Origin of the sequence: Hyphomicrobium sp. (assembly GCF_051860585.1) — a bacterium.
Taxonomy (GTDB): Bacteria; Pseudomonadota; Alphaproteobacteria; order Rhizobiales; family Hyphomicrobiaceae; genus Hyphomicrobium_C.
This window is the reverse complement of the sequence record NZ_JBHYDS010000003.1, coordinates 13,353-37,301: the sequence shown is the minus strand read 5'-3', so window position 1 is coordinate 37,301 and position 23,949 is coordinate 13,353. Positions and strand designations below refer to the sequence as shown.

General features: G+C 64.9%; 21 protein-coding genes. 17 read left to right on the top strand and 4 right to left on the bottom strand.

The genetic code is table 11. The features are described from left to right. Positions 1–71: 71 nt before the first annotated feature. The 9 genes from ACTIFK_RS05820 (at position 72) to ACTIFK_RS05780 (ending at position 9,299) form a co-directional block, all read left to right on the top strand. Positions 72–1,613 carry an amidohydrolase family protein gene (locus tag ACTIFK_RS05820; protein WP_439542111.1) on the top strand — a complete coding sequence of 514 codons (1,542 nt, stop codon included), beginning with the start codon at positions 72–74 and terminating at the stop codon, positions 1,611–1,613. Between the two features lie 49 nt (positions 1,614–1,662). Next, positions 1,663–2,538: a CAF17-like 4Fe-4S cluster assembly/insertion protein YgfZ gene (gene ygfZ / locus ACTIFK_RS05815; RefSeq protein ID WP_439542110.1), complete on the top strand. Its 876-nt coding sequence runs from the start codon at positions 1,663–1,665 to the stop codon at positions 2,536–2,538. Beyond that, positions 2,535–3,152: a DNA-3-methyladenine glycosylase I gene (locus tag ACTIFK_RS05810; protein WP_439542109.1), complete on the top strand. Its 618-nt coding sequence runs from the start codon at positions 2,535–2,537 to the stop codon at positions 3,150–3,152. Before ygfZ ends, ACTIFK_RS05810 begins: the two co-directional genes overlap by 4 nt. A gap of 7 nt (positions 3,153–3,159) precedes the next feature. Further along, positions 3,160–3,783: an HD domain-containing protein gene (locus ACTIFK_RS05805; RefSeq protein WP_439542108.1), complete on the top strand. Its 624-nt coding sequence runs from the start codon at positions 3,160–3,162 to the stop codon at positions 3,781–3,783. Between the two features lie 125 nt (positions 3,784–3,908). Further along, positions 3,909–4,973: an NUDIX hydrolase gene (locus ACTIFK_RS05800; protein WP_439542107.1), complete on the top strand. Its 1,065-nt coding sequence runs from the start codon at positions 3,909–3,911 to the stop codon at positions 4,971–4,973. A 225-nt stretch (positions 4,974–5,198) separates the two neighbouring features. Further along, a complete protein-coding gene (gene nadA, locus ACTIFK_RS05795) occupies positions 5,199–6,320 on the top strand; it encodes a quinolinate synthase NadA (protein ID WP_439542106.1) in 1,122 nt (373 codons plus the stop codon). Positions 6,321–6,410: 90 nt separating this feature from the next. Beyond that, a complete protein-coding gene (locus tag ACTIFK_RS05790) occupies positions 6,411–8,087 on the top strand; it encodes an L-aspartate oxidase (RefSeq protein WP_439542105.1) in 1,677 nt (558 codons plus the stop codon). Continuing rightward, the gene (gene nadC / locus ACTIFK_RS05785) at positions 8,078–8,950 is read left to right on the top strand and encodes a carboxylating nicotinate-nucleotide diphosphorylase (RefSeq protein ID WP_439542104.1); all 873 of its coding nucleotides are present in this window, start codon (positions 8,078–8,080) and stop codon (positions 8,948–8,950) included. The genes ACTIFK_RS05790 and nadC overlap by 10 nt, the downstream gene beginning before the upstream one ends. Positions 8,951–9,068: 118 nt before the next feature. Continuing rightward, positions 9,069–9,299, top strand: a complete 231-nt coding sequence (locus tag ACTIFK_RS05780; RefSeq protein ID WP_439542103.1) for a hypothetical protein — start codon at positions 9,069–9,071, stop codon at positions 9,297–9,299. 67 nt (positions 9,300–9,366) lie between these two features. Here ACTIFK_RS05780 and ppdK read toward each other — a convergent pair whose 3' ends face one another. Next, positions 9,367–12,078, bottom strand: a complete 2,712-nt coding sequence (ppdK, locus tag ACTIFK_RS05775; RefSeq protein WP_439542102.1) for a pyruvate, phosphate dikinase — start codon at positions 12,076–12,078, stop codon at positions 9,367–9,369. A 134-nt stretch (positions 12,079–12,212) separates the two neighbouring features. Between ppdK and ACTIFK_RS05770 the strand changes: the two genes are divergently transcribed. From ACTIFK_RS05770 to ACTIFK_RS05750, 5 genes are all read left to right on the top strand, one after another. Continuing rightward, positions 12,213–13,616, top strand: a complete 1,404-nt coding sequence (locus ACTIFK_RS05770) for a M20/M25/M40 family metallo-hydrolase (protein WP_439542101.1) — start codon at positions 12,213–12,215, stop codon at positions 13,614–13,616. Positions 13,617–13,618: 2 nt separating this feature from the next. Continuing rightward, positions 13,619–14,398, top strand: coding sequence for a ribonuclease T2 family protein (locus tag ACTIFK_RS05765; RefSeq protein ID WP_439542447.1), 780 nt, complete (start codon positions 13,619–13,621; stop codon positions 14,396–14,398). A 154-nt stretch (positions 14,399–14,552) separates the two neighbouring features. Then, positions 14,553–15,050, top strand: a complete 498-nt coding sequence (locus ACTIFK_RS05760; protein WP_439542100.1) for a hypothetical protein — start codon at positions 14,553–14,555, stop codon at positions 15,048–15,050. A gap of 212 nt (positions 15,051–15,262) precedes the next feature. Further along, on the top strand, positions 15,263–15,646 hold the full coding sequence (locus tag ACTIFK_RS05755; protein ID WP_439542099.1) for a hypothetical protein: 384 nt from the start codon (positions 15,263–15,265) through the stop codon (positions 15,644–15,646). A 130-nt stretch (positions 15,647–15,776) separates the two neighbouring features. After that, positions 15,777–16,262, top strand: coding sequence for a hypothetical protein (locus ACTIFK_RS05750; protein ID WP_439542098.1), 486 nt, complete (start codon positions 15,777–15,779; stop codon positions 16,260–16,262). A 23-nt stretch (positions 16,263–16,285) separates the two neighbouring features. Here ACTIFK_RS05750 and ACTIFK_RS05745 read toward each other — a convergent pair whose 3' ends face one another. The 3 genes from ACTIFK_RS05745 to ACTIFK_RS05735 form a co-directional block, all read right to left on the bottom strand. Next, positions 16,286–17,044 (bottom strand): hypothetical protein, encoded by a 759-nt coding sequence (locus tag ACTIFK_RS05745; RefSeq protein WP_439542097.1) that lies wholly within the window; start codon positions 17,042–17,044, stop codon positions 16,286–16,288. A 514-nt stretch (positions 17,045–17,558) separates the two neighbouring features. Continuing rightward, the gene (locus tag ACTIFK_RS05740) at positions 17,559–18,305 is read right to left on the bottom strand and encodes a TorF family putative porin (RefSeq protein ID WP_439542096.1); all 747 of its coding nucleotides are present in this window, start codon (positions 18,303–18,305) and stop codon (positions 17,559–17,561) included. A gap of 244 nt (positions 18,306–18,549) precedes the next feature. Further along, positions 18,550–19,278 carry a TorF family putative porin gene (locus ACTIFK_RS05735; RefSeq protein ID WP_439542095.1) on the bottom strand — a complete coding sequence of 243 codons (729 nt, stop codon included), beginning with the start codon at positions 19,276–19,278 and terminating at the stop codon, positions 18,550–18,552. Between the two features lie 506 nt (positions 19,279–19,784). Between ACTIFK_RS05735 and ACTIFK_RS05730 the strand changes: the two genes are divergently transcribed. The 3 genes from ACTIFK_RS05730 (at position 19,785) to ACTIFK_RS05720 (ending at position 23,898) form a co-directional block, all read left to right on the top strand. Continuing rightward, positions 19,785–20,543: an SDR family oxidoreductase gene (locus ACTIFK_RS05730; RefSeq protein ID WP_439542094.1), complete on the top strand. Its 759-nt coding sequence runs from the start codon at positions 19,785–19,787 to the stop codon at positions 20,541–20,543. Positions 20,544–20,920: 377 nt separating this feature from the next. Beyond that, complete coding sequence (locus tag ACTIFK_RS05725) at positions 20,921–22,273, top strand: glucosaminidase domain-containing protein (protein ID WP_439542093.1); 1,353 nt, start codon at positions 20,921–20,923, stop codon at positions 22,271–22,273. Positions 22,274–22,332: 59 nt separating this feature from the next. Beyond that, positions 22,333–23,898, top strand: coding sequence for a glucosaminidase domain-containing protein (locus ACTIFK_RS05720; protein WP_439542092.1), 1,566 nt, complete (start codon positions 22,333–22,335; stop codon positions 23,896–23,898). Positions 23,899–23,949: the final 51 nt, after the last annotated feature.

The window sequence follows — 23,949 nt, the reverse complement described above, 5'->3', positions numbered from 1 at the left end:
ACCACCTCGTGCGCGCCGCGAGGTTAAGACGCGCGCAAGCCAGCGCTTATCGAACAACGAGGTCAGGACCAATGAGCAACGCAATCTCACTCGAGCTTCTGGCGTTCAACCTGAAGCTCCTCGGACACCAGCGCCGCAAAAGCCTCTTGATCAGTGCCGGACGTCCCGAAGACAAAAAGCGGATGCTTCCGGCGATCCGGCGCGTCCTCACGCTCGACGTCGAACTCTATGCGACGCCCGGCACCCACCGCTTCTTCGTCGAACACGGCATCAAGAGCACGGAGATCCACAAGATCACCGATAGCCGCTCGCCGAACATCCTGTCCTTCCTCAAGGCCAACAGGTTCGATCTCGTCATCAACGTGCTGACGGGCGATGAGGACTACGACGAAGGCTCGGACGCACGCCTGATCCGCAAGCTGTCCATCGAGAACGGCATTCCGCTGATCACGGACGCCGACGTCGGCATCGCGACGCTCGAACAGATCATCATCGACGCCGAGCGCGGCACTTATCGATATCGGCTGGCGGATGACAGCGAGCCGTGGAACCTGCGTCTGCGCTTCCTGCAGGCCGCAGAGCGGCACGGCGGGCTCGCCAACCATCACGCGCATTTCGACAAGGCCTACCTGATCACGCACGAGAACCTGCGGCTCAGCCAGGTCGACATGCAGAAGAAGTGGGAGCTCTACCGCTACCTCAAGGAAAACTACACGCACGACGATCTCGTGGAGCGCATCAGCCGCGGCCTCGAAGCCATGATCCAGCAGGGCGCGACGTACTGCCGGACGATGGTGGACGCCGACAGCACGGTGGGATTGCTGCCGATCAAGGCGGCGCTCGAAGTCAAGAAGCGCTACAAGGACCGCATCCGGTTCGAGATCGGCGTGCAGCCGCTGCAAGGCGTGCTCGACCCGGCCTCGTTCCAGCAATATGCCGAGGCGTGCGAACTGGCCGACTATTGCGGCGGCCTTCCCTCGCGCGACAGGCCCAAGCCTGAAAAACATCTCGACGTCATTCTTTCGCTCGCCAAGAAGCTCGGCAAGCCCGTGGACGTGCATATCGACCAGGAGAACAATCCGCTCGAAAACGAGACGGAGCTGCTGGCCGAGAAGACCATCGAGCACGGGATGCAGGGCCGCGTGTTCGGCGTGCACGCCATCTCGCTTTCGGCAAAAGAGGATCGCGAGCAGGATCGCATCATCGAGAAGGTGCGCGAAGCGGACATGGGCATCATCATCTGCCCGTCGGCCGCGCTCAGCATGAAGCAGCTGCCGATGACGGCGCCGCTGCACAACTCCATCGCGCCGTTCGTGAAGCTGCGCGAGGCGGGCGTGCGCACCTACCTAGGCGTCGACAACGTGCACGACCTGTTCATGCCGATGGTGGACGGCGACATGTGGACCGAAGCGCGGATGCTGATGGAGTCCTGCCGCTTCTACGACATCGATGCGGTCGCGGAATGGGCATGCCAGAAGCCGGTGCCGCTCAAGGCCGGTGCTGCGGCCAAGACGCCTGCCCCGCGCGCGGCGCCGGCCGCCAGCGAGACGCCGCGCGCGGTGGAAAAAGAACCGGCTAAGAAGCGCGCCGCCAGTGGCAGCCGGCGCCGCTGAGCGCCCGCTGCCCCCCAATTCGAAGCGTGGAGCGCGTGAGGCGAAGACGATGAGCCAAGTTTCGATCCTGCCGGATCGCGGTGTGGTGTCGGTTGCAGGCGCCGACGCGGAAAAACTGCTTGGCGGGCTCATCACAAACGAGATGGCTTTGCTGGATACGGCTCCGGCCCTCCATGCAGGGCTGCTGTCACCTCAAGGCAAGATCCTGTTCGACTTCTTCGTCGTGCGAGCCGGCGACGGTTATCTGCTCGAGACCGCCAGCGACAAGGCGGGCGATCTCGTCAAGCGGCTGTCGATGTACAAACTGCGCGCCGACGCCGCCATTCGCGATGTGTCGGATGAGTACGTGGTTGCGGTGGCGTTCGGCGGTGACGCCGAAGTGCCGGTGGTCGAGCCGGAGGGTGCGATCGCCTTCGTCGATCCAAGGTTGCCGGGGCTCGGTGTCCGCGTGCTCGTGCCGGGCGCGGCGGAGAGCATCGCAAACCTTGGCGCTCCAGCCTCGGCAGAAACCTACCATGCGCATCGGATCGGGCTCGGCGTTCCCGAAGGCGGCAAGGACTTCGTCTTCGGCGACACGTTTCCGCACGAGGCGCTGATGGATCAGTTGCATGGCTTGTCCTTCACGAAGGGATGCTTCGTGGGCCAGGAAGTGGTGTCGCGCATGCAGCACCGCACAAACGTGCGCAAACGCATTGTCGAGGTGTCCGCCGAAGAGGCGCTTCCGTCCGGGCCGCTGCCGGTCACGATCGGGGAGGCCGAGATCGGCCGCCTCGGTTCTGTCGATGGCGCGCGCGGGCTGGCGCTCGTGCGCATCGACCGCGTCGCTGAAGCGCAGCGGGACGGTATGCCGGTCACGGTGGCGGGCTTGCCGCTCACTGTCACGGTGCCGGCGTTCGCGACTTTCGCCATCAAGGCTTCGGCATGAAACCGCCTGAGACATCCGCCGCGCAGCGTTGTCCCTGGGCCGGAATCGACGATCCGGTCTATGCCACCTATCACGATGAAGAATGGGGCGTGCCGCACGCTGATGACCGGCGGCTGTTCGAGAAGCTGGTGCTCGAAGGTTTCCAGGCGGGGCTATCCTGGATCACCATCCTGAAGAAGCGGGAGGCGTTCCGCAGCGCCTTCCACGATTTCGACGCGGCGCGCATCGCCCGCTACGGCGAGAAGGATATCGCGCGCCTGATGGCTGACGCAGGCATCGTGCGCAACCGGCTCAAGATCGAAGCGACGATCGACAACGCCAAGGCGTTTCTCAAACTCACGCAACGGCAGTCGCTGGCGTCGTTTCTCTGGCAGGAATCGGGCGGCAAGCCGTCGCCCGTCAGCCGGGCCACATTCCGTGACGTGCCGCCTTCGACGGAGGCGTCGACGCGGCTGTCGAAAGCGCTCAAGCGCGAGGGGTTCCGGTTCGTCGGCCCGACGACCGTCTATGCGTTCATGCAATCGACGGGCATGGTGAACGATCACCTGACAAGTTGCCCGCGGCACGCGGCGTGCGCCAAGCTGCAGCGCGCGTTTGTCGTGCCGACGTCGTGAGGCGGCCATGAGTACGCTGCCTCCTCACACCGCAAAGCCGCGTGCCTGGCAACGGATGCTCTCCGGGCGGCGCCTCAACCTGCTCGATCCCGATCCGGCCGATGTCGAGATCGAAGACATCGCGCACGGGCTCGCGCGCGTGGCCCGCTGGAACGGACAGACGCTCGGCTCGCATGCGCTCTCGGTTGCGCAGCATGTCGTGCTGGTCGAGGAAATCGCGGCCGAACTCAACCCGGAGTGGCAGGCGGACTGGCGTCTCGCGACGTTGTTGCACGACGCTGCGGAGTATGTGATCGGCGATCTCATTAGCCCGTTCAAGACGGCGATCGGGCTCGACTACAAGGCATTCGAGCTGCGTCTGCTCGATGCGATCTATCGCCGTTTTGGATTGCCGCCGGAGCTGCCGGACGACGTCACGGCGGGCATCAAAGGGGCAGATCGAATCGCGGCATTTTATGAAGCGACGGGCCTCGCGGGCTTCGCGAGGGACGAAGCGCTTGAATTTTTTGGTGCGCCGCCGCCACTCAGTTCAATGCTCTCGCAACGCTTACTTAATCTTGTCGCGATGCCGGCTCTGGACTCTCAGCGCCTATTTCTCGAACGTTTCGGCACCCTCAAGCGTTCTGCTTAAGGCGCGCACGCAAGGCCGTGCCTGCGCTCTGATTTTATTCCCTCCCGCGCGAAGAATATCTTGCTTTTTCTTAGTCCGGAAAATCGCCACGATCGGCAGGTAGCGGCAGTTTAGGAGCTGGTGCCATGATCCCTGAAGCGAACATCAAGCGACGGTTCCGGACTGAGGAACTCGAAGCAGACGACAGCGACGATCCCGCCGCGCGCAGCGAGGCGGCTGGTGTCGAGATCGGTCTCAACGCGGCCATCGTCGCGGTGATCGACGACGAGCCCGTCGTGCTCGTGATCCGCAGTGACGCGGATGGCGCGAACGGCCAGGGCGATACCTTGCCGTTCGGACCATTCTCGCCCGTCGCGCATCGTACGCTCGAAAGCGGGCTGCGCTCGTGGGTCGCCGAGCAGACCGGTCTCGGTCTCGGCTATGTCGAACAGCTCTATACCTTCGGCGATCGCGGACGGCACGCGGAGCCCGGCGATCAATCGCTGCATGTGGTCTCGATCGGATATCTGGCGCTGACCGAAACCGGTCACGCCCGCGACCTGCAGCACGGCACGTGGCGAAGCTGGTATCAGTATTTCCCGTGGGAGGACTGGCGCAAGGGCCGGCCCGAAATCCTCGTGACGGAGATCGAGCCGCGTCTCAGGGATTGGGCGCAGCGTCCGGCCCTTCGTTCCGCGCCCGTTCGGCCCGTGCCGCGCGAAGATCGCATACGGATCTGTTTCGGCCTCGACGGCGGCACGTGGGACGAAGAGAAAGTTCTCGATCGCTTCGAGCTGCTCTACGAAGCGGGCCTCGTCGACGAAGCGTGCCGCGACGGGCGCGAGGCGTCTTCGATCTGGACGGGCTCCGTGCCGCGTCTCGGCGTGCCCATGCAGTTCGATCATCGCCGCATTCTCGCGACCGCCATCGGCCGCGTGCGCGCCAAGATCAAGTATCGCCCGGTGATCTTCGAACTGATGCCGGACGACTTCACCTTGTTCGAGCTGCAGAAGACCGTCGAGGCGATCCTCGGTCCGCACCTCCACAAGCAGAATTTCCGCCGCCTGGTGGAGAGCGCTGGCCTCGTGGAGCCAACCGGCGACGTGAAAACGCAGACGGGCGGCCGGCCCGCCAAACTATTCCGCTTCCGCCGCGAAGTGGTGCTCGAGCGGCCGGCTCCGGGCGTGCGCGTCAAGGCAATCCGAAGTTGAGTGCGTAGGCTTACTGTCAGTAGGGCCATGCAATTTTTTCGTGCAATGGCCTAGCAAAACGGCCTTCGGTCCATTAAATTTGTTTTTGACGTTCTATGCTCTAAACGAGCATAAAGGCGGAACCTTCGGGTTTCGAGGGGCGTATGGAGTACTGGCTAAGTTGGCCGGTATTTTTCAGGTCTCTCATATGCTCGACGTGAGTATATGATCAACTTGGAGGTCAAAATGGCGCTTGATTTGGCCCATTCGACTGTCAGCTCCGCGGGTCCGTCGGGTGCTCCGGCGGACAAAACGGGTGTCGCGGGGAACCCGACGTGCGCGGCTCCCCGCGCGCGCTCGAATTCCGTATCGCCTCCGTTGGCCTTTACGCCCGCGCTCAAGCGCGAGCTGGAGCCGCTGTACGAACGCGTCAAACACGTCGTGACGCCGATGGAGTGGGTGCAGTACGCGCCGCTCATCAAGGCGATTAACGATCTCAAGGTGCGCCGCAACGCCGTCATCCTGGCGCACAACTACATGACGCCCGAGATCTTCCATTGCGTGGGTGACATCCGCGGCGACAGCCTGCAGCTCGCCAAGGAAGCGGCGCGCACGGAGGCGGACGTCATCGTGCAGGCCGGCGTGCACTTCATGGCGGAAACGTCGAAGCTGCTCAATCCCGACAAGACGGTGCTGATCCCGGATCCGCTGGCCGGGTGTTCGCTCGCGTCGTCCATCACGCCGGAAGACGTGCGTGCATTGCGCGAGGCGTATCCCGGCGTGCCGGTCGTCACCTACGTCAACACCAGCGCAGCCGTGAAGGCCGAGTGTGATATCACCTGCACGTCTTCGAATGCGGTGAAGATCGTCGAAAGCCTCGGTGCGCCGCGCGTGCTGCTGATCCCGGATCAGTACCTCGCCAAGTACGTGCAGACGAAAACCAAGGTTGAGATCATCGCCTGGAATGGTGCTTGCGAAGTGCACGAGCGCTTCACGGGCGAAGAGATGGAAGCGATGCGCGCGGCCGAGCCCGGCCTCAAGATCATCGCGCATCCCGAGTGCCCGCCGGACGTGATTAATGCGGCCGACTTCACGGGCTCGACGGCGGCCATGATCGACTGGGTCAAGACCAAGCGCCCGGCGAAAGTGGTGCTCGTCACCGAATGCTCGATGGCCTCGAACGTGGCTGCCGAGACGCCGGACGTCGAGTTCGTGCGTCCCTGCAACCTGTGCCCGCACATGAAGCGCATCAGCCTCGAGAAGATCTACGAGGCCCTGCTTCACATGCGTTACGAGGTGACCGTCGATCCGGCCATTGCCGCCCGCGCGCGGCGTGCGGTGGAGCGGATGGTCGAAGCCTCGGCCTAACGACAACAGCGGCGCGGGCCATCAAGCCCGCGCTTTCGCCGGACTTTCTCGGAAGCCCGCATTTTTCGGAAGCTTTGTTGGAGGTCCGCCATGGACTTCGATCGCATCCGCAGCCTGCCGCAGGGATTTGCCGACCCTGGCCATCCGCTCGACCGTGGCGATATCGTCGTCATCGGGGCGGGGCTGGCTGGCCTGTTCACGGCCCTCAGGCTCGCGCCGCTGCCGGTGACGGTGGTGGCGGCGGCTCCGCTCGGCCAGGGTGCTTCGAGTGTCTGGGCGCAGGGCGGCATTGCCGCCGCGGTCGGCGACGGCGATACGCCGGAAAGCCATGCCGCCGACACCATTGCCGCGGGCGGCGGGATCGTCGACGCGCACGTGGCCGCCGTCGTCGCCAGCGAAGCGCCGGCGCGCATTACCGACTTGTTGCGCTATGGCGTTCCGTTCGACCGCGATCTGGCGGGGCATTTTGCATTGTCGCGAGAGGCTGCGCATTCGCGGGCCCGCGTCGTTCGCGTGTCCGGCGACCGCGCCGGGGCCGCGATCATGCATGCGCTCATCGCCGCCGCGCGTGCCGCGCCCTCGATCCGCATTCTCGAAGGCTATGAGGCGACCGATCTCATTCTTGACGCGGGCACGGGCGACGGCGGCCGGGTTACGGGCGTTCGCCTCGTGCGGACTGAGGCGGACGGCATCGGCACGTTCGATTTCATGCCGTCGAGCGCAGTTGTGGTCGCCACGGGCGGGGCAGGCGCTCTCTATTCGGTCACCACCAATCCGATCTATGCGCGGGGCGAAGCGATCGCCTTCGCGGCGCGCGCCGGCGCGGTCATCGCGGACGCCGAATTCGTCCAGTTTCACCCCACCGCCATCGACGCGCATGTCGATCCGGCGCCGCTTGCGTCCGAAGCGCTGCGCGGCGAGGGCGCGAAGCTGGTCAACGCGAACGGCGAGCGGTTCATGGACCGGCTCGATCCGGCCGGCGATCTGGCGCAGCGCGATGTGGTCGCGCGCGGGGTGTTTGCCGAGATCGCGGCCGGCCGCGGCGCCTTTCTCGATTGCCGGGATTCGATCGGCGCGCATTTCCCGACGTCGTTCCCGACCGTCTACGGCCATTGCATGGCTGCCGGGATCGATCCGGTCACGCAGCTCATTCCGGTTGCTCCGGCCGCGCACTATCACATGGGCGGCGTGGCGACGGACCTTGCCGGCCGCACGTCGCTTGAAGGCTTGTGGGCCGTGGGCGAGGTTGCCTCGACGGGGCTGCACGGCGCCAACCGGCTGGCGTCGAACTCGCTGCTCGAAGCGACCGTGCTCGGCGCCCGTGTGGCCGACGATATCCGCCGCATCGTCTCGCCGGCGATCGCGCACCCGATTGCCAAGACGTATCGCGCTGCGTCCGACCGGCCGCGCGACGATGCCCGCCGCGTGCAGCTCATCGCGTTGCTGCGGCGGACCATGAGCGAGCATGTTGGCGTCGTGCGCTCGGGGCCCGGACTGGAAAAGGCGCTCGCCGTGCTGCGCGAGATCGCGGCGGAAGCCGGCGACGACATGCTCGTCGCCAACATGGCGCTCGCGGGCGAAGTGATCGCAGGCTCGGCACTCGCCCGCAAAGAAAGCCGCGGCGCGCATTTCCGCTCGGATTTTCCGGACCCCGTGACGGCGCTCGCGCGGCGCAGCTTCGTGACGCTCGCGGACATTCGCGCGATTGGAGCACGCAGCATCCGGGCGAGCAGCGCCGCTGCTGCTGTCGCGGAGCTTTGTCTGTGAGCACGACCGATTTCGCGCTTCCACGTTTGCTGATCGCGCGCGCTGTCGAGCAGGCGCTGGCCGAAGATCTCGGCGTGCGTGGCGACCTCACCACGGATGCAACGGTGCCTCGCGGCACGATGTCGGCGGCGACGTTCGGCGCGCGGTGTCCGGGCGTGATCGCCGGGCTGGCCGTCGCGGAGGCTGCGTTTCACGCGCTCGATGCGTCGGTTGTCTTCGAGCCGCTGGTGGCGGACGGCGCGAGCGTTGCCGCAGGCGATGTCGCCGCGCGCGTTTCGGGTCCGGCGCACGCGTTGCTGACGGGCGAGCGCGTGGCGCTCAACTTCCTCTCCCACATGAGCGGGATCGCGACGCTCACGCGCCGTTACGTCGATCTTGTCGAAGGGACCGGCGCGCGCATCGCCGACACACGCAAGACGACGCCCGGGCTGAGGGCGTTCGAGAAGTACGCCGTACGCTGCGGCGGCGGGCAGAACCATCGCTCCGGTCTCTATGACGCGATCCTCATCAAGGACAATCACATCGTTGCGGCGGGTGGGATCGAGGCTGCACTTTCGGCGGCACGTGCGCATGCGGGACACATGGTCAAGATCGAGATCGAGGTGACGAGCCTCGAAGAGCTTGCCGAGGCATTGCAGCATCCGATCGATGCGGTGCTGCTGGACAACATGGAGCCACCGATGCTCCGCGAGGCCGTAGCCCTGGTGGATCGGCGTGCGATCACGGAAGCGTCGGGTGGCGTTTCACTCGAAACCGTGCGCGCGATTGCCGAGAGTGGCGTCGATCTCATTTCCATCGGCGCACTGACACATTCGGCGCCTATTCTCGATCTCGGTTTGGATTTCACACCACACGCAGGTTGAAAGCATTAACCGCGCGCGTCATCAGATCGCTTTGGCGGGTCTGCATACTTGATTTCGCCGCAGTTTTTGCCCATGTGTCGCGAAGGCTTCGCACCGAAGTGAGCGGGAGAACACGACCATGATGCCGGCGGTGATCGTCATTTGGGGCTTGGCTGCCATCATCGCGGCCGCTCTGGCTGGCTTTGTCGCGGGCTGGAAGAACCGCGACTACTCGTTCTGGATGGCGTGGTGCTTCCTTTTCCCGCCGCTGATCCTCTGGCTCGCGCTGATGCCGAAGAAGGTGGGCGTGCGCCCTCGCCGTCCGAGCCTCGACGAGCTCGACCGCATCGAGAATCGCGACCTCGTTTAATTCCTTTGCCGATATCGGATCACGCGCCGCCAGACCGAAGACGCTTCGGTCTGCGGCGCGCATCGCGTTACGCGTCGAGTTTCGCGCGGATGGCGGCTTGCGCTGCCGCGAGCCTCGCAACCGGCACACGAAACGGCGAGCATGAAACATAATCGAAGCCTGCCGAGTGGAAGAACGCGATCGAGTCCGGGTCGCCGCCGTGCTCGCCGCAGATGCCGATCTTGAGCGTGGGCTTCTTCTCGCGGCCCCGCTCCACGCCGATGCGGACCAACTCGCCCACGCCCTGCTGATCGATGGACGCGAAGGGATCGGCGTCATAGATGCCCTGCGTGGCATAGGCGGAGAGGATCGGCGCGGCGTCGTCGCGGCTGAGGCCGAGGGCGGTCTGCGTCAAATCGTTGGTGCCGAACGAGAAGAAGTCCGCTCCGTCCTCGCCGTCAGCGAGATCGCCCGCACGGAGACAGGCGCGCGGCAGCTCGATCATGGTGCCGAGCTTGTAAGCAAGGCGGACGCCGGCCTCTTTTTCAATCGTGTCTGCCGTGTTGCGAATGACGCCCGCCAGGATATCGTACTCGCGCCGGTAGGCGACGAGGGGGATCATGATCTCCGGCTCGACTGTCACGCCCTGGCGCTTGCCGGCCTCGATGGCGGCTTCGAAAATGGCGCGGGCCTGCATCTCCGTGATTTCCGGATAGCGGATGGCGAGGCGGGAGCCGCGCAGGCCGAGCATCGGATTGAATTCGGATAGTTCGTCGACGCGGGCCTTGAGCTTGTCGATCGGCATCTTGAGCTGGGCGGCGACGGCTTCCAGCTCGCGCTCCTGGCGCGGCAGAAATTCGTGCAGAGGCGGATCGAGCAGGCGAATGGTGACTGGGAGCTCTCCCATGATTTCGAACAGCTCGACGAAGTCGGCGCGCTGGACTGGAAGAATGCGGGCGAGCGCGGATTTGCGGCCGGCCTCGTTCGTCGCGCATATCATCTCGCGCATGGTCAGGATGCGCTCGGCGTCGAAGAACATGTGCTCCGTACGGCAGAGGCCGATGCCCTGGGCGCCGAAGGCGCGGGCCTGGCGGGCGTCCTTCGGCGTGTCGGCGTTGGCGCGCACGGACAGACCTCCGGCCGCGTCCGCCCAGGCGATGAGACTCGCGAAGTCACCGGAGAGCTGCGGCTGGCGCATGGGCACCTCGCCGACGTAGACACGTCCGGTCGCGCCGTCGATGGTGACGATGTCGCCCGCTTTCAGCACGCGTTGGCCTACGCTCAACGTTGCGGCTTGCTCGTTGATGCGGATGGCGCCCGCGCCGGACACGCACGGCACACCCATGCCGCGCGCCACGACGGCGGCGTGGCTCGTCATGCCGCCGCGCGCCGTGAGAATGCCGGCCGCGGCATGCATGCCGTGGATGTCCTCTGGGCTCGTCTCCGTGCGCACGAGGATGACGGCGCGGCCTTGTTGCTTTTGCCTCTCGGCTTCGTCAGACGAAAAGACGATCTCGCCGGAGGCGGCGCCGGGAGACGCGGGCAGGCCGGAGGTCAGCAGCTCCATCTCGGCGGACGGATCGATGGTCGGATGCAGCAGCTGCGTAAAGCTCGAGGGATCGACGCGAAGGACCGCTTCGTCGCGCCGTATGACGCCTTCGGCGGCAAGGTCGACGGCGATCTTCACGGCCGCTTCCGCGGTGCGCTTGCCCGAGCGTGTCTGCAGCATCCAGACCTTGCCGTTCTGGATTGTGAACTCGATGTCCTGCATGTCGCGGTAGCGGCTCTCGAGAGCGCCGAAAATCAGCTTCAACTCGTGGAATGCGCCCGGCAGCTCGTCTTCGAGGGACGGATTGGGATCTTCGGCCTCTTCGCGGGCCTTGATCGTCAGAGTGTGCGGCGTGCGGATGCCGGAGACGACGTCTTCGCCCTGCGCGTTGATCAGGTATTCGCCGTAGATCTCGTTGGCGCCCGTCGAGGGATTGCGCGTGAAGGCCACTCCGGTGGCGGACGTGTTGCCCATATTGCCGAACACCATGGCCTGCACGTTGACGGCTGTGCCCCAGGACTCCGGAATGGCGTGCAGACGGCGATAGGTGACGGCGCGGTTGTTTTGCCACGAGCCGAAGACGGCGCCGATCGCGCCCCACAGTTGCTCGTTGGTGTCTTGCGGAAAGGGCGCGCTGCCGGAGTCTTCGATGGCGCCTTTATAGGCCGCGATGACTTCACGCCATTCGCCGGCGCCGAGTTCCGTATCGAACGAGAAGCCGTTCAGGTTCTTGAAATTGTCGAGAATGTCCTCGAACACCGCGTGATCCACGCCGAGCACGACGTCGCCGTACATCTGGATAAAGCGGCGATAGCTGTCGTATGCGAAGCGCTCGTCGTTCGAATTGCGGGCCAGGCCCTGCACGGTGCGGTCGTTGAGGCCGAGATTGAGGATCGTGTCCATCATGCCGGGCATCGAGGCGCGTCCGCCCGAGCGGACGGCGACCAGCAGCGGGTTTTCCTCATTGCCGAAGGAGAAGCCCGTCTCCTTGCCGACACGCTCCAGGGCCCGCTCGACCTGGGGCACGAGGCCTTCGGGCAGGCTGCGCTGATTTCGGTAGTAGAGCCCGCAGACTTCGGTGGTGATGGTAAATCCCGGTGGGACGGGCAGCCCGAGGTTGGCCATCTCCGCCAGATTGGCGCCCTTGCCGCCGAGCAGGTCTGACATGTCCGCGCGGCCTTCGGAGTCTCCCGCCGCGAAATAGTAAACCCACTTCGGGGTCGCTTCGCGGGATGGGTGGCCCAATGCCATGAAGTCTCCTGCCTTGCCTTGATTGTCGTGCACGATGCCGGATTGTTGCCGGCGGGGAACTGTGGCATAGGCCCGGTTATCAGCCAACACTCCCGTTGACGCCTCATCGCCGACCGGCTTCCGACAGGGTTCCCATGACCGATCATGTGCCGAAGGTTCTCGAACGGCTCGACCGCAATTTCGATGCGGGCCTGGCGCGGTTGTTCGAGCTGTTGAGGATCGAAAGCATCTCGACCGATCCGGCGTACAAGGGCAGTTGCCGCGAGGCGGCCGATTGGTGCGCCAAGCAACTTCAGGACATCGGCATCAACGCTTCGGTGCGGGCGACATCGGGCCATCCGATCGTCGTCGGGCACGATCGCGACAAGGTCGCGAAAGGCACGCCGCATGTTCTGTTCTACGGACACTACGACGTGCAGCCGCCGGATCCGCTCGATCTGTGGACGAAGCCGCCGTTCGAGCCGCGCATCGCGACCGACAAGATCAACGGCAAGATCATCGTTGCGCGCGGCGCGGAGGACAACAAGGGTCAGCTGATGACGTTCTTCGAGGCGGTGCGCGCCTGGAAGGAAGTCGCCGGAGAACTGCCGATCGCGGTTTCGGTGATGATCGAGGGCGAGGAGGAATGCGGCTCGGCTTCGCTGCCGGCGTTCCTCAAGAAGAGCGGCAAGGAAATCACGGCCGATCTCGTGCTGGTCTGCGATACCGGGCAGTGGGACAAGGATACGCCCGCCATCACGACCATGCTGCGCGGGCTCGCGGGCATCGAAGTGATCGTCAAGGGCCCCTCGCGGGACTTGCATTCGGGGCTCTACGGCGGGCCGGCGATGAACCCGATCCGCGCGCTCGCCAGCGTCATCGGGCGGATGCACGACGCCAAGGGGCGCGTTGCCATCCCAGGCTTCTACGACGGCGTCATTGTGCCGACCCGGGCGCAGCTCAAGCAGTGGCAGGCGCTGGGGCTCGAAGCCAAACATCTCCTCGAGCCGGTCGGGCTCTCGCAGCCGGCCGGCGAAGCGTCGCGGTCGCTGATCGAGCAATTGTGGTCGCGGCCGACGCTCGAATTCAACGGCATCACGGGCGGCTATCAAGGCGCGGGATCGAAGACCGTCATTCCGGCCGAGGCGTCCGTAAAGATCACGTGCCGCTTGGTGCCTGGGCAGGACCCGGAGCACGTGCTGGCGTCCCTCCGTGAATTCGTGACGGATAACCTGCCGGTCGATTGCGAAGCCGAGTTCATCGGCGGACATGGCAGCGCCGCCATCGGTTTCGACACCACGTCACCCGCGATGCAGGCGGCCGCGGCCGCGCTCGGCGCTGAGTGGGGCGTGAAGCCGGTGCTGATGGGATGCGGAGCGTCCATTCCGATCGTCACGTCGTTCAAGGCCGCGCTCGGCATGGACAGCCTGCTGATCGGCTTCGGCGTCGAGGACGACAAGATCCATTCGCCGAATGAGAAATACAACCTAAAGAGCTTCAAGAAGGGCGCACGGAGTTGGGTGCGCATTCTCGACGCGCTGGCGCGACAGGCGGCGTGACGATGCGGACGCCGCCCAATCTTTCGTGGCCAGCCATTGGGGTGCTGATCGTCGTTGCGCTCGTGCTGATGTATTTCGAGCGGGGCGGCGGGTCGCCGCAGCCGTCTCCGCAATCGCCGTCCGCGCCAACTGAGCGGACCGGCAATGCGCCGCGTCCCGCCGGGACGGCATCTCACGCACGCAACAACGAGGCCGGAGACTTCGACTACTACTCGCTCGTGCTTTCCTGGAGCCCGACGCATTGCGAGTCTCCCGAAGGCCGCGATGATGAGACCCAATGCGCGCCGCGCGGCGGCCGGCGCTACGCTTTCATCCTGCACGGGCTGTGGCCGCAGTACGAGCGCGGCTATCCAGAGGACTGCCCGACCCGCACCCGGCCCTACGTGTCGCAAAATATCATCGACGACATGTTCGATATCATGCCGAGCAGGCGCCTCATTATCCACGAATACCGCAAGCACGGCGTATGCTCCGGTCTCACGCCCGAAGGCTATTATCAGACGGCGCGGCGGATCTTCGAAAGCGTGACGATCCCGGAGCAATTTCGCAATCCGCCCGAAGAGCTGTACGTGAGCCCTGCCGATGTCGTGCGTGCGTTCGTGCAGGCCAATCCCGATCTTCGGCCGGACATGTTCGGCGTCGCTTGTCGCGGCCCCGGCACGCGTTTTCGCGAAGTTCGCATCTGCTTTTCGAAGACGGGCACGCCGCGCTCGTGCGGGCCGAACGAAGACCAGCGTCAGCTTTGCCGCAGCTCGCGGATGCATGTTCCGCCCGTCCGCTAAGCCGTTGCGATCGCGCACACGTTGATTGCGCGCTGGGGCTTGTGGATAACCATTTCCACGTCCAGCCGTTGCCGCAATGCAGCTTGCCGCCAAAGCGTCCTGCCCGCAGACTTTGAGTCGTTCTGCGTTTGTCATCGCTATGCTGGCAGGATGCATGCCGAGAAGTGCGAACGAACGCGACCTCACGCCCCTCATGATCCCGTCAGCGGTCCCCGCCGCGGGCAAAGGTCGCGCGCGCGGCATCATGAAACTCGTGGCGGCCTACAGCGGAGCTGAGCGCCGCCGCGCCGGATCCCTCGCCGGCATGCTGGATGGAATCGGAGGCCTGGGCTGGAGCGTGGCCGGCTTCGTCGTCGGGGCTGTCTTCTGGCACTTCATCGGGTTCTGGAGCTTCGTCGCCGACGTCGTGCTCGCGGGTGGACCGGCAGCCGGTATCGACAAGGCCGCACGCGGCCAGCCGCAGCAACAGCTGGTGCGCATGGCGGACGCGGAGACCGTCGCTTCCACGGTCGTGGCGGCGGCCTGCACGTCTCTCGTGCTCGATCGCCGGACGGGGATCACCTCGGCGGGGGCCTGCCATGCGGGCCACGCTTCCCTCCCCATGGATGCGATGGAGGGGCGCGAAGATCGCCTCCGCGGAACCGGCCGCTAGCGTGCGTTTTAGCGACTTTTTTGCCCCGGTGTGACGTTGAGGCTGAACGCGTTGAGAAACAACGAGCTCGCGCGGCGCGTTGAGGCAGCGTGTGAGCTCCGGGGCAAACATTGCCCGAAAGCTGCCCCGATGGGGGGGTAGAGCCGCGCGGACTTTGGCTCAATCGCTCGCTCAAACACCTGAGCCGCTTCTAGTTTCCTTGGGGTCGTGCCATGCAATTTGCTGCCGGACAGAGCTGGACTTATCGTGCGCCTGAGGGCTTCGAGGGGTCGCGGCTGCTGATTGGCGCCATCGCTTCGTTCGACGGCGACCGGAATATCGTCTGCGCGGCCGTCACGCACGCGCCGCGCCGCCATGCGGACGGGCATCTCGAGGCGATGACCATTCCGTTCCTCCCGATGACGGACGCCGCCTTCAACGCCAGCGTCGTGGCGCTGGAGGGAACGGCCGACCTGCCGGCCAGCTTTGCGGAAAAGCTCGAGGCGTGGAGCACCGACCCGAAGGGTCTCACAGCCTTCACCGTGCCGTTCGACGGCTTCCTCGATCATATGATCGCCAACCAGATGGCTGAGATCGCACGGCAATCCGCAGCTTGAGGTTGCTTTCTCTTACAAATAGTCATCTGACGGACGTAACACGCTCAATTTGAAGCAACACTTAGGTTTTGATTAACCTCACGATGTAATGCTCATCCGAGATCCGTCCGTGGACGGCTTGGAGATCGCGATGCCTATCGGGGCGCAAAAGCCTGGGGTTCTGGCAAGGCTGATTGAGTGGGTGCGAGCCGCATTCCAGGGCGCGCAGGCGTTTGTGGCCGCTCCGGCCTCGGCAGGCGACCTGCCCTCGCTCTTCATTCCCCGGATTGCGGCGGCGCGCGCCGCGCTGGTGGTGCCCGTCGCGCTTGCTCCCGTGATGGATTTCGCGGCCACGCTCAGGACGTTCGCGCTTGCTGCACGCCTGCGCTCGGTGGCAATGCAAAATGTGCGCTGCTCGCTCAAAGGACGGCGGAGGCGCCGGACCGCGACGGCCGGCAAGCCGATCCCGAAGCCGACGCCGCGCGTGCTCAAACGCTATTCGCCCGCGCGTGCGCCGATCGCGCCTCAGCGGCGGTGCGGGACGGGTTGGACGGCGCGCAGTGCGGACGTTCTCGCATTGCCCGAGATTGCCGCCCGGACTGCGTCACATGAGGGCAGCGAACGGCAAGCGGCATAACCACAGCTGCCGCCCTTGCGAGATCAACCGGCTTTGCGCAGGCGCTCCGCGCGCCAGGACGACGGCGCGAGGGCGATGTAGCCCAAGCCGTCGCCCGCCAGATCGACGTCTTCGAGTTCCGTCGGGTCGAGGCTCCACCGCTCCGCGAGATGGAGAACGTGCTCCTCGGTCGGGTAGAGGATGATTTCGCCGCCGGCGTCGCCTTTCCTGCCCCGCACGCCGCGGAAGTCGAACAGCTTGAGGCCGAGCGCGCGTTCTTCCTTCGTCGTGCGGCCCTTGTTCCAGACGATGCCGGTGTCGGTAATCGCGAACGCGCGGACGACGCGCCCTTCGAGCAGGCGCGCCCAGGCGAACAGGTCGATCGGCGGATAGGCGAAGAAATACTGAACCTCGACGAAGCGGCTGCCGAGCCGATCGAGAAGAGGCGTGCACTTGTCGATGAAGGTCCGGCCGACGGGGTAGGGCAGCGCCAAGCCGACGACGAAGGTCCAGCCGTTGACCGGCGGCGACACGAAGATGTGGTCATTGCCGAGGCGGTTGTCGTAGACGGTGCCGATGCCGGAGCGCCAATTGCAGGGCTGCGGATCGACGAGACCAAGCGCCTCGACAACGGCGGCCGTGTCGCGGCTGCGGACGGCAAGCCAGGCCATCTTGTAGCCGAAGGCGGCGGGGCGGTCGGGACTGCGGGCGAAGTAGACACGCTCCTCCGACAGCCGCGGCGCGAGCACACGCGCGGCGATCGCGATCGTCAAAGTCACCATGATGGCAATGGTGAGAATCACGGCATCCGCCCAATTTGCGCCTAGGATTTTCTAGGGCGCAGGCTGGGCGATGAGCAAGCGCCGGACCGCAAGACCTGGGGAAAATCCCGCGCGCTCATTTTTTTTTGGGCGCTCTGGCGATCAGAAGCAAACGAGGCCAGCCTGCTCTCGCTCCGGCAGCGGGGAGCCGAGCAACGAGCTAGGCTGGCCTGTCTTTTCCGCCTCGTGACCCATGGGTCTGGCGTGGCGGCCGCAAAAACGGATGAGCTACGAGGGCGATGCACATCCGTCTCCTGTCCCTCTCGCTCGCGCTGTTAGCGCGTTACATGCCCGGCGCGGGGAAATGCAGCGAGAGGATCAGTCGATCCAATGCGGGCAAACTAACGGCGGCGCGTGACAAGATCGTGAAGGCTCAGGCGGCCCCGGCGACGCCAGGTAGACGCATATTTCCTGGTGCGGTTATGAGCGTTCAGGTCCTGAAACGCGAACGGGGCCCGTGAAGGGCCCCGTTCTGAAACGTTCGATTGCTGCGCGATTAGGGCAGCGTGATCGATGCCGTGAACACGAAGCGCTCGTCGGCAAGGCCGCCGCCGCCGTTGGCAAGCGTCGTATCCCAGTAGCGGAAGTCGAAGGTGAACTTCTCGACCGCAAGAGCGAGGCCAGCGTTCCAGTAGGTGTAGTCATCTTCGCCGAGGAAGATGCCCGAGCCGCCGTCGCCTTCGGTGTAACCGACGAGTGCGCTCACGGTCGGCGTGAAGATGCCAACTGGATTGAGCGCGTAAGCGAAGGTGCTTTCGATCGTGTAGGTCTCGACGTAGTTCTCCTGGTCAGGGGTGAACCAGAAGGTCGGCGAAACCGTGAAGTTCTTGAATGGCGAGCCAGAGACGCCGGCCTTGAACTCAACGTAGTCGAGGCCGAACGTGCCGCCGGGATCGCCGCCGGGGTACGTGTAATAGACGACGCCGAAGTCGAAGGTGGCGGGTCCCCAAACCGGCTTGATACCCATGTAGGCGTCAACCTCGACTGGCGCATAGCCTGCGCCGTCTACGTTCGATGACCACAGGCCGGCGTAGAAGATGCCGTAGGACATGTTGATCGATGCCTGGAGGGCCGGGTCTTCGCCGCTCAGCGAGATGCCGCGGAAGATGTAGTCGCTCGTGCCGGCGACAGTGAACGACCACTCGAACTCACGAGGTTCATCGGCGAGTGCCGGGGCAGTGAGACAGAAAAGCGCCGCGGCGCCTGCCGCGATAGTGCGAGCCGTGCTGTGCAGGCCGAACATGGATAATCCCCCTTCAAGATGCCATGAAGAATCATGGCCGGATAATGCGGTGGTTTAGGAGAACGCGTTCACGCAGAGGAAACAAGCGCTTTTGCCTTGGGAGCCTAGCTTTTGCGAGGCTTGTGGCAGGTTGGCCACGCACTTTCCGGCGGCAGACGTTTGTTTAGAACCTTCTGGTTCGATTGAGAAACAACGGGGCCGATCAAGGCCCCGTTGCATGTCGGATCTGAAGCCGACTGCCGATTTACGGCAGTGCGAGCTTGGCGGTGAACACGAAGCGCTCGTCCGAGAGGTTCTCGCCGGTGGCGCTGATGATGTCGATGTCCGTATCCCAGTAGCGGAAGTCGAAGGTGAACTTCTCGACCGCGAGGGCGATACCAGCGTTCCAGTAGGTGTAGGACAGAGCGCTGAAATCGTCGAATTCCGAGTGACCGACAAGGCCGCTCACGGTCGGCGTGAAGATGCCAACCGACGGAAGCGTGTAAGCGGCGGTGCCTTCGTAGGTGAAGATCTCGCCCGTGTTGAAGGTGCCTTCGTCCGTGTAATACAGCGTGGCCGCCAGGGAGAGGTTCTTGACCGGCGAGATGCTCGCGCCGGCCTTGCCTTCCACGTAGTCGGCGACGTCGAAGTCGTCACCCGGGTAGTAGTAGTAGATGATGCCGAAATCGAAGGTGACAGGGCCGAGAACCGGCTTGATGCCAGCATAGAAGTCGACTTCAGCCGACGAGTTGGTGAAGGCGTCGTCGGTGTTCGAGCCCCAGATACCGGCATAGAGGATGCCGTAAGTGAAATCCGCGCCGGCCTGGAAGGCGGGGTCGCCGTCCGTCTGCGAAACGCCGCGGAAGATATAGTCGCTCGTGCCGCCGACATTGACCGACCAGCCGAACGCGCGATCTTCAGCGGACGCGGCGCCCGACAGTGCCAAAAGCGCGACTGCTGCAGCGCCGGCCGTTTTCGCAATATTTGATTTCATCGACATCGTACCTCTAACCCCCAAAAATCCCACACTCGAAGTCCCTGCGCCCCCACGTCCACGCCAACACACCTTCGTTCAAGACAGGCAAGATGTGAGCGTGTTGTGCCGTTTGACGGCGCGTCTTGAGACCATAGAGGCCCAATCTTGGCCGCCCGAACAAGGACTATGACGGTCTCGATGCATGCTCACATTCAGGGGTGTTTCCCAGCAGCAACGTTGAGCGAATAATGGTCACAACTTGCTCATAAACAGCCCAAATCACGAGCATCCGTCGACGGAAAGTGACTGAAATTTGGGAGGTGATTGCACAGTGTTTGTGCGGTCGCCAGGCTCGTCTGGACCGAGGTGGACGGGGCCGGGCCGTCCGGCGGTTTCGCAATGGTGTTTTCCGGAGTCGTTTCAGGCCGCTCCGCTCTCGATTGCGTGTGCGAAATAGGCCATACCGGCACGACAGGGCCAGACCGTCTCAGGCACCCCGTCCGCACTTCGACAGGAACTTCGATATGTCCACTCCCGGTGGGACTGCGCCGACCGTTTTGATCACCGGCAGCGCCCGGCGCATCGGCCGCGCGATCGCGCTCGAGCTGGCGCGAAGCGGCTGGCAAGTCTGCGTGCATTATCGGCGGTCGGCCGGGGAAGCCGAGGCGGTCGTCAGCGAAATCCGGGCGCTCGGCGGCAAGGCCGTTGCTCTGGCCGCAGACCTTGCCTCGCAGCAGGACGTCGATGAGCTCATTCCGCGCTGCCGGGCTGCGCTCGGGCCGCCGCTTTGCCTCATCAACAACGCTTCGGAATTCCTCGTCGATTCGGTCGCGACGGCGACGCCCGGAACCTGGGACACCCATCTCGATATCAATCTCAAGGCCCCGGTTTTTCTTGCGAAATCGCTATTCCTCAATTTGCCGGACGGGGCGCCCGGGAACGTCATCAACATCATCGATCAGCGGGTGTGGAAGCTGACGCCCGACTTCTTCTCCTACACGATCTCGAAGGCGGGGCTGTGGACGGCCACGCGGACGCTCGCCCAGGCTTTGGCGCCGCGGGTCCGCGTCAATGCGGTCGGGCCCGGTCCGGTTTTGAAGAGCGTCCATCAGACGGAGCTGGATTTTGCGCGGGAAGCGCACGCGACGCTGCTCAAGCGCGGGCCGTCGCCGGAAGAAATCGCGGCGGCGGTGCAGTTCATCCTCGGCTCGCCGTCGCTGACCGGGCAGATGATCGCCCTTGACGGCGGGCAGCACCTGACCTGGTCCGACCCGGCGGTGTAGGGCAGTTGGTTGTTATCGGCTCGGTTGCGCAACGGGTTACGACGCGCGGATGCTATGATGCGCGCTGCGATTGATGGCGTGGGCCTCGACGCCGCCCGGGGCCTTCAATCTCGACGCTTCGCCTTGCCGCTCCGGTCGCGGCGATCTGCGCCGCTTTGCGCCACAATTCCTCCCTTTCCCGCCCCCACTCGCGCCCCAAAGCTACGTCAGGGGTAGATCTCATCTGTCGCCCTTCAATTCGCGTGTAAACCAGCTCTTAAGCTTAAGGGCTTAGGAACCAATGCTCGGATTGTAGGGTGCCCATCGGGCGGCGAACTCGCATATGCATCAGCGAGGCGTAGCCGCTCTCGGCGCCGCGTAGAAAACTGGGGTGTCCCATGACCTGCCGATCAAGGTCTTTTCGTTCCGGCGTGGCAATCGTCGCTTCACTCATTGCGCTTCCGGCCGCGGCTGCAGCCGCGGATCTTCCGCCCATCAAATCCAGCGAGAGCAACCGCGTCCCCGAGTGTGCGACGCCGGGCCGGCTGATCGCCTACATTCGCGAACGTAACCCGAAGCTCGATGCCCGCTATGATGGAATCGCAGCCGACTACATGCGCCACGGAGAGGCGCGGCACATCCGCTGGGACTACGCGTTCTTCCAGATGCTGCTCGAGACCGGCTATCTCACCTACAAGGGCGACGTGAAGCCCGAGCAGAACAATTTTGCCGGTCTTGGCGCCATCGGCGGCGGCGCGCGGGGCGAGAGCTTCAAGGACGTTTCAACCGGCGTCCAAGCGCATATCGAGCATCTCGTGATGTACTCGGGCGAGCGGGTGGAAAGCCCCGTCGCGGAGCGCACCCGCAACATTCAAGAGTGGGGCGTCCTCACGTCCTGGCAGCAGGGCCTTTCGGGGCCGATCACGTTCAGCCAGATGGCCAAGAAGTGGGCGCCCGGTAGCCGCAGGTATGCCAGCGACGTCGACACGATCGCCGACCGGTTCTTCGACGGCCTATGCAAACAGCCCGACCCGCAGGCCGAGGTTGTCGCGGCCGTGAGCGGACCGGATACCACCGCAGTCGCCGAGACTGCCGCCAAAGCTGAAACGCCGCCCATGACGCGCGGTCTCGAAGCGCAGAAGCGGGCGCTGGAAGCGGCCAAGGCCGAAGGCGGCGGATCGATCCGCGCCGCGCTGGGCGCCGCTCCCTCGGGCGACGAGAAGCCGGCGAAGGCTGCCAGCGCAGAGGCCAGTGCGAGCGCCCAACCCGCGACGCAGACTGCGGCCGCCACGCCGCCGATCACGTTGCTCAATGGCGCACCTCCAGCGACGGAAGCCGCTGCCGAAACCAGCGCCAAGCCTGATGCGAGTGCTAAGGCTGACACCACTGCCAAGGCCGAAGCCAGTGTCAAGGCGCGGGCTGAGAAAGCCGCGCCAGAGACCGGCAAGGCGATCGAAGTGGCGGCTCTGCCAGGAGCCCTGAAGAATGCCGGCAAGGTCGAAAAGCCCGCCGCCGCATCCGGCAAGTGCCGCGTGTGGACAGCGAGCTACGGCGGCGCCAAGGCGATCATCATCAAGGCCGTCGTGGATGCGACCGTGAACTACACGGTGCTCGACGTGAACGACGGCGCCGAAAAGCGCGAGGCCGACGCCTATATCAGCGCCTATGCCAAGGGCGGGCAGTCGATCGGTGAATTCACGACCCAGTCGCAGGCGCTCGAAAAAGCATTCGAGCTCTGCCCGGAAGGCTGAACTGACGTCTCATCATCCCGCCTGGTTTCTCCTGTTCCTCGCGTAAAGTTAGGCGTCTCATGATCGCATTGTTCTCGGGCCTGTCCCGTGTCCGGCCGTCGCGCCGCTTGCCGTTCGCGGCCGGGCTTCTCGCAGCTCTCGCCGGATCGGGTGGTGCACTGGCCGCCGGCGAGTTGCCGGAGATCCGGGTATCCAAAGCGAACCCGGTGCCCGCTTGCGCCACGCCCGATCGGCTGATGGCCTTTCTCAAGCGGCGCAACGCGGCGCTGTCTCCGCGCTTCAGCAAGATCGCGTCCTTCTACAAGACCCACGGCGAACGCTGGGGCGTGCGGTGGGACTATGCGTTCTTCCAGATGGCGATCGAGACGAACTTTCTCACCTATCGCGCGCCGAATGGGCGGATGGGCGATGTCGATCCCAAGCAGAACAATTTCGCAGGCATCGGCACGACCGGCGGCGGAGTGCCCGGCGACAGCTTTCCGGACGTGAGCACCGGCGTGCTGGGGCAGATCCAGCATCTGGTCGCCTACTCCGGGGAAGAAGTGCCGAACCCCGTCGCGCAACGCACGCAGTTGAAGCAGGTGCATATTCTCGAAAAGTCTCGCGAGCTGCGCCGGCCGGTCCGATTCTCCGATCTCGCCAAGCGTTGGGCTGTCGATCCGAAGTACGGCAATTCCATCGAGTGGGTGGCGCAGAAGTTCCGCGCCGAGTTCTGTCCGTCGGGGGGCGGCGGAAAACGGCAGGAGGTCGAGGTGCTGCCGTGGCAGCGGACCTCGGACGCCCAGCCCATTTCGCCGCAGGAGGCGGGGTCACCCGTCCGCACCGTGTGGCGCCAGGATCAGGCGCAGGCGTCGGCCGATGCGATGCCGGCGCCGAAACGTAAAACGATCGCGACTGTTTCGGCGCAGGCCGACGCAAAAGATGTTGGGACGCCGGCCGCTGCCGCAGCCGAGGCCGCCGCTGCTCCGGACGCCGACGCGCCTAGCGCGCCCGAGATCGTCGCGGATGCGGCTCCTGCGCTCGCGGCGGGTGCTGCGGCGGAAGAGCCGCATTTCGCTTTGTTCACGCCGCCCACGGCTCTCGCCGACGCAAGCGTGTCCGCGGGCAGCACAGCCGAAGCCGTTGTGGCGCCGGTCACGCCTTCGAAGGTCGCCACTGTTCCGGAGCCCGCGGGGCCGCCTCCACCGCCTGCCGCTACGGCTACCCCCACGAATGCCGGCGCGAACGCCGCGGCGAACACCGGCGCTAATGACGTGGTGATGGGGCCGCCGCCTCCGAGCAATGCCGACGTCCAGACGCTTGCGACGTTGGCGCCTTCGGAAGAGGTCCCTCCCACGGCAACCGTGCAGGCGTCGAAGTCGACCTTCCTGCCGCCCTCCGGTCTCGGCGTGAAGCCGGGACGTTGCATCGTCGAAACGGCGACTTTCGCGGGAGACACAACGGTGCTGGTCAAGAGCCCGGTCGGCGCGGACGTGCACTACATCGCGCTTTCGGTGCTCGACGGGTTCGAGGAGAGCATGGCGCGAAGCTTCATCGACGCGCGGCCGCAGGGCGGCGAAGCCCTTGGCGTTTATCCCTCCAAGGAAGCCGCACTGACGCACGCGCGGACGCTCTGCCCGCAGTGAGCGGGTGCTTCGTGCGACGCCGGCCGCTGCTCGTTCTTGTCGGTGATTGCG

Excerpts from the sequence above, each read along its gene's own strand:
- ppdK (WP_439542102.1), bottom strand. The coding sequence starts at position 12,078 with ATGGCATTGGGCCACCCATCCCGCGAAGCGACCCCGAAGTGGGTTTAC.
- ACTIFK_RS05780 (WP_439542103.1), top strand. The coding sequence starts at position 9,069 with ATGATGCCGGCGGTGATCGTCATTTGGGGCTTGGCTGCCATCATCGCG.
- ACTIFK_RS05820 (WP_439542111.1), top strand. The coding sequence starts at position 72 with ATGAGCAACGCAATCTCACTCGAGCTTCTGGCGTTCAACCTGAAGCTC.
- ygfZ (WP_439542110.1), top strand. The coding sequence starts at position 1,663 with ATGAGCCAAGTTTCGATCCTGCCGGATCGCGGTGTGGTGTCGGTTGCA.
- ACTIFK_RS05790 (WP_439542105.1), top strand. The coding sequence starts at position 6,411 with ATGGACTTCGATCGCATCCGCAGCCTGCCGCAGGGATTTGCCGACCCT.
- ACTIFK_RS05735 (WP_439542095.1), bottom strand. The coding sequence starts at position 19,278 with ATGAAATCAAATATTGCGAAAACGGCCGGCGCTGCAGCAGTCGCGCTT.
- ACTIFK_RS05810 (WP_439542109.1), top strand. The coding sequence starts at position 2,535 with ATGAAACCGCCTGAGACATCCGCCGCGCAGCGTTGTCCCTGGGCCGGA.
- ACTIFK_RS05720 (WP_439542092.1), top strand. The coding sequence starts at position 22,333 with ATGATCGCATTGTTCTCGGGCCTGTCCCGTGTCCGGCCGTCGCGCCGC.
- ACTIFK_RS05730 (WP_439542094.1), top strand. The coding sequence starts at position 19,785 with ATGTCCACTCCCGGTGGGACTGCGCCGACCGTTTTGATCACCGGCAGC.
- ACTIFK_RS05725 (WP_439542093.1), top strand. The coding sequence starts at position 20,921 with ATGACCTGCCGATCAAGGTCTTTTCGTTCCGGCGTGGCAATCGTCGCT.
- ACTIFK_RS05755 (WP_439542099.1), top strand. The coding sequence starts at position 15,263 with ATGCAATTTGCTGCCGGACAGAGCTGGACTTATCGTGCGCCTGAGGGC.
- nadA (WP_439542106.1), top strand. The coding sequence starts at position 5,199 with ATGGCGCTTGATTTGGCCCATTCGACTGTCAGCTCCGCGGGTCCGTCG.
- ACTIFK_RS05750 (WP_439542098.1), top strand. The coding sequence starts at position 15,777 with ATGCCTATCGGGGCGCAAAAGCCTGGGGTTCTGGCAAGGCTGATTGAG.
- ACTIFK_RS05740 (WP_439542096.1), bottom strand. The coding sequence starts at position 18,305 with ATGTTCGGCCTGCACAGCACGGCTCGCACTATCGCGGCAGGCGCCGCG.
- ACTIFK_RS05760 (WP_439542100.1), top strand. The coding sequence starts at position 14,553 with ATGCCGAGAAGTGCGAACGAACGCGACCTCACGCCCCTCATGATCCCG.
- ACTIFK_RS05765 (WP_439542447.1), top strand. The coding sequence starts at position 13,619 with ATGCGGACGCCGCCCAATCTTTCGTGGCCAGCCATTGGGGTGCTGATC.
- ACTIFK_RS05805 (WP_439542108.1), top strand. The coding sequence starts at position 3,160 with ATGAGTACGCTGCCTCCTCACACCGCAAAGCCGCGTGCCTGGCAACGG.
- ACTIFK_RS05770 (WP_439542101.1), top strand. The coding sequence starts at position 12,213 with ATGACCGATCATGTGCCGAAGGTTCTCGAACGGCTCGACCGCAATTTC.
- ACTIFK_RS05800 (WP_439542107.1), top strand. The coding sequence starts at position 3,909 with ATGATCCCTGAAGCGAACATCAAGCGACGGTTCCGGACTGAGGAACTC.